The organism is Promicromonospora sp. NPDC057488 (assembly GCF_042802395.1).
Taxonomy (GTDB): Bacteria; Actinomycetota; Actinomycetes; order Actinomycetales; family Cellulomonadaceae; genus Promicromonospora.
Genome location: NZ_JBHVEG010000310.1, coordinates 1 through 3,793, shown reverse-complemented (window position 1 = coordinate 3,793; position 3,793 = coordinate 1). Strand labels below are relative to the sequence as shown.

3 protein-coding genes are annotated in these 3,793 nt (G+C 70.6%); 1 reads left to right on the top strand and 2 read right to left on the bottom strand.

Going from position 1 to position 3,793, the window contains the following annotated elements:
* Nucleotides 1-75: 75 nt before the first annotated feature.
* Nucleotides 76-1,290: a pyridoxal phosphate-dependent aminotransferase gene (locus ACFU5G_RS29530; protein WP_377252643.1), complete on the bottom strand. Its 1,215-nt coding sequence runs from the start codon at nucleotides 1,288-1,290 to the stop codon at nucleotides 76-78.
* Nucleotides 1,291-1,325: 35 nt separating this feature from the next.
* The gene (locus tag ACFU5G_RS29525) at nucleotides 1,326-1,796 is read right to left on the bottom strand and encodes a PPOX class F420-dependent oxidoreductase (RefSeq protein WP_377252641.1); all 471 of its coding nucleotides are present in this window, start codon (nucleotides 1,794-1,796) and stop codon (nucleotides 1,326-1,328) included.
* Between the two features lie 121 nt (nucleotides 1,797-1,917).
* Between ACFU5G_RS29525 and aspS the strand changes: the two genes are divergently transcribed.
* Nucleotides 1,918-3,705, top strand: coding sequence for an aspartate--tRNA ligase (gene aspS / locus ACFU5G_RS29520; RefSeq protein WP_377252645.1), 1,788 nt, complete (start codon nucleotides 1,918-1,920; stop codon nucleotides 3,703-3,705).
* The last annotated feature ends 88 nt before the right edge of the window (nucleotides 3,706-3,793 follow it).

The window sequence follows — 3,793 nt, the reverse complement described above, 5'->3', positions numbered from 1 at the left end:
GGCCTAAGTTTCTTCGCTCTGCGGCCCCGCAGAGCGAAGAAACTTAGACCTCGAAGGTGAGCGCGGTCGCGGGCGTCAGGCCCGGATCTCCTCCAGGTACTCCGCGATGCGGCCGATCGCCTCGGTGAGCACCTCGACGTCGGGCAGCGTGACCAGGCGGAAGTGGTCGGTCTCGGGCCAGTTGAAGCCCGTCCCGTGGGTCACCAGGATCTTCTTGGCGCGCAGCAGGCCGATCACGAAGGCCTCGTCGTCCTTGATCGGGTACATCTCCGGGTCGAGCCGCGGGAAGCAGTACAGGGCGCCGCGCGGTCGCACCGAGGTGACGCCCGGGATCTCGTTGAGCAGCTTGTCCGCCAGCATGGCCTGCTCGTAGAACCGGCCGCCGGGCTGGATCAGGTGCTCGATCGACTGGTAGCCGCCGAGCGCCGTCTGGATGGCGTGCTGCGCCGGCACGTTGGCGCACATGCGCATGTTGGACACGAGGGTCAGGCCCTCGATGAAGTCGGTCGCGCGGTGCTTGGGGCCGGAGATCATGGCCCAGCCCGACCGGTAGCCGCAGATCCGGTACGCCTTGGACAGGCCGCTGAACGTGATGCACAGGACGTCGTCGTCGGCGAACGTTGCGGTGTGGTGGTGGGTGGCGCCGTCGAACAGGATCTTCTCGTAGATCTCGTCGCTCAGGAGCACCAGGTCGTGCTTGCGCGCCAGCTCCGCCAGCCCCTTGACGATCGACTCGCTGTACACCGCGCCGGTCGGGTTGTTCGGGTTGATGATCACGAGCGCCTTCGTGGCGGGCGTGATGCGCGACTCGATGTCCTCCAGGTCCGGGTTCCACCCGTTGGACTCGTCGCAGCGGTAGTGCACGGGCGTGCCGCCCTGCAGGCTCACGGCCCCGGTCCACAGCGGGTAGTCCGGCGCGGGCACCAGCACCTCGTCGCCGTCGTCGATCAGCGCCTGCAGCACCATGCTGATCATCTCGGAGACGCCGTTGCCGATGAAGACGTCGTCCACGTGCGTGTCGATGCCGTGCGACTGGTAGTAGTGCGCCACGGCGGTGCGCGCCGAGTAGATGCCACGGCTGTCGCTGTACCCCTGCGACTGCGGCAGGTGGTGGATCATGTCCGCCAGGATCGCCTCGGGCGCCTCGAACCCGAACGGCGCGGGGTTGCCGATGTTCAGCTTGAGGATCTTGTGACCCTCGGCCTCCAGCCGGTACGCCTCCTCCAGGATCGGACCCCGGACGTCGTACCGGACGGACTTCAGCTTGCGGCTCTGCCTGATCTCTCGCACCCGCTCATGGTCGCAGGTCCCGGCGGGTGCCCCCGTCAGCCGTCCGCGAGCCGCGCCGGAAAACCACCCGTCGCCACCGGACCCCAGCGCTCGATCGTGATCCGCACGAGCGACTTGCCCTGCTCGACCATCGCCGCGCGGTACTCGTCCCAGTCCGGGTGCTCCTTGCCCGCGGCGACCCGGAAGTAGTCGACCAGCGGCTCCACCGACTCCGGGACGTCCAGCACCTCGGCCGTGCCGTCCACCTGCACCCACGCCTCGCCGAAGTCCCCGCCGAGCGCCATGAACGACGCCGCCGGCCGCTTCTTCAGGTTCCGCACCTTGGCCCGCTCGGGGTACGTCGAGACGACGACCCGGCCCTCCGCGTCCACCCCGTACGTCACGGGGCTGAGCTGCGGGGCGCCGTCGGCCCTCGTCGTCACGAGGATCCCGTTGCGGCGCGAGCGCAGGAACTCCAGCAGCTCGTCCCGGGACACGGTCGTGTTGGTCGCGATAGTCCTGGCCATGGGCGTCAGGCTACGCGCCAGGCCGGGGCGCCACGGCGTCGTCCACAGCCGGCGGCGCCAAGGTGGCCCGGCGGTGACTAGAATTCTCGGGACCCTCAACCCACGCTGGAAGGACTTCTTCGTGCTCCGCACCCACACGGCCGGCTCTCTGCGGGCCGAGCACATCGGCCAGACCGTCACCCTCACGGGCTGGGTCGACCGCCGCCGTGATCACGGGGGAGTGGCGTTCATCGACCTGCGCGACGCGTCCGGCATCGCCCAGGTCGTCATCCGCGACGAGGAGATCGCCCACCCCCTGCGCGCCGAGTTCGTGCTGCAGGTCACCGGCGAGGTCGGCCGCCGCCCCGAGGGCAACGCCAACCCCAACCTCGCCACCGGCGAGATCGAGGTCGTCGCCACCGAGGTCGTCACCCTGAACGAGTCGGCCCCGCTGCCGTTCCAGGTCTCCACGGCGCTCGCGGACACCGAGGTCATCGGCGAGGAGGCGCGCCTCAAGCACCGCTACCTCGACCTGCGCCGTCCGGCCCCCGCGCACGCGCTGCGCCTGCGCGCCAAGGCGAACCAGGCCGCGCGCCGCGTGCTCGACGAGCAGGACTTCGTCGAGATCGAGACCCCGACCCTGACCCGGTCCACGCCCGAGGGCGCCCGCGACTTCCTGGTCCCGGCGCGCCTGGCGCCCGGCTCCTGGTACGCCCTGCCGCAGTCGCCGCAGCTGTTCAAGCAGCTCCTCATGGTCGGCGGCATGGAGCGCTACTACCAGATCGCTCGCTGCTACCGCGACGAGGACTTCCGCGCGGACCGCCAGCCGGAGTTCACGCAGCTCGACGTCGAGATGAGCTTCGTGGACCAGGAGGACGTGATCGCCCTCGGCGAGAAGATCCTCCAGGCCCTCTGGGCGCTGGTCGACGTCAAGATCCCGACGCCCATCGAGCGCATCACCTTCCACGAGGCCATGCGCCTGTACGGCACGGACAAGCCGGACCTGCGCTTCGGCAACCCGATCGTCGAGCTCGCCGACTACTTCAAGGCCACGCCGTTCCGCGTGTTCCAGGCGGAGTACGTGGGCGCCGTCGTCATGGCCGGCGGGGCGGCCCAGCCGCGCCGCCAGTTCGACGCCTGGCAGGAGTGGGCCAAGCAGCGCGGCGCCCGCGGCCTCGCCTACGTGACGTTCACGGAGGAGGGTGAGCTCGGCGGCCCCGTCGCCAAGAACCTGTCCGACGACGAGCGGGCCGGCCTGGCCGCCGCGACCGGCGCGCAGCCGGGCGACGCGGTGTTCTTCGCCGCGGGCAAGACGACGGAGGCGCGCAGCCTGCTCGGCGCCGCCCGCCTGGAGATCGCCCACAAGACTGGCCAGATCGACGAGGACGCCTGGTCCTTCGTGTGGGTCGTGGACGCGCCCCTGTTCAAGCCGGCCGGCGAGGACGACGACGTCGACCTCGGCTCGTCCGCCTGGACCGCCGTGCACCACGCGTTCACGTCGCCCACGCCCGAGTGGATCGACACGTTCGAGAAGGAGCCGGGCGAGGCCCTGGCCTACGCCTACGACATCGTCTGCAACGGCAACGAGATCGGCGGCGGCTCGATCCGTATCCACCGCCGCGACGTGCAGGAGCGCGTCTTCGAGGTGATGGGCATCGGCCAGGAGGAGGCGCAGGAGAAGTTCGGCTTCCTGCTCGACGCCTTCGCGTTCGGCGCCCCGCCGCACGGCGGCATCGCGTTCGGCTGGGACCGCATCGTGTCCCTGCTGACGAAGTCGGCCTCGATCCGCGACGTCATCGCCTTCCCGAAGTCGGGCGGCGGGTTCGACCCGCTGACGGCGGCCCCGGCGCCCATCACGCCGGAGCAGCGCAAGGAGGCCGGCGTGGACTTCACGCCCGAGGCCGCGCCCGTGGCGGCCCCCACCGCGTGACGCGCCTGGACGGTCACGGGCTCGACCACGTCTTCCACCAGGTGCGCGCCGACGTCCTCGACGTCACGCGCGCCTGGACGGACAGCGG

Excerpts from the sequence above, each read along its gene's own strand:
- ACFU5G_RS29525 (WP_377252641.1), bottom strand. The coding sequence starts at position 1,796 with ATGGCCAGGACTATCGCGACCAACACGACCGTGTCCCGGGACGAGCTG.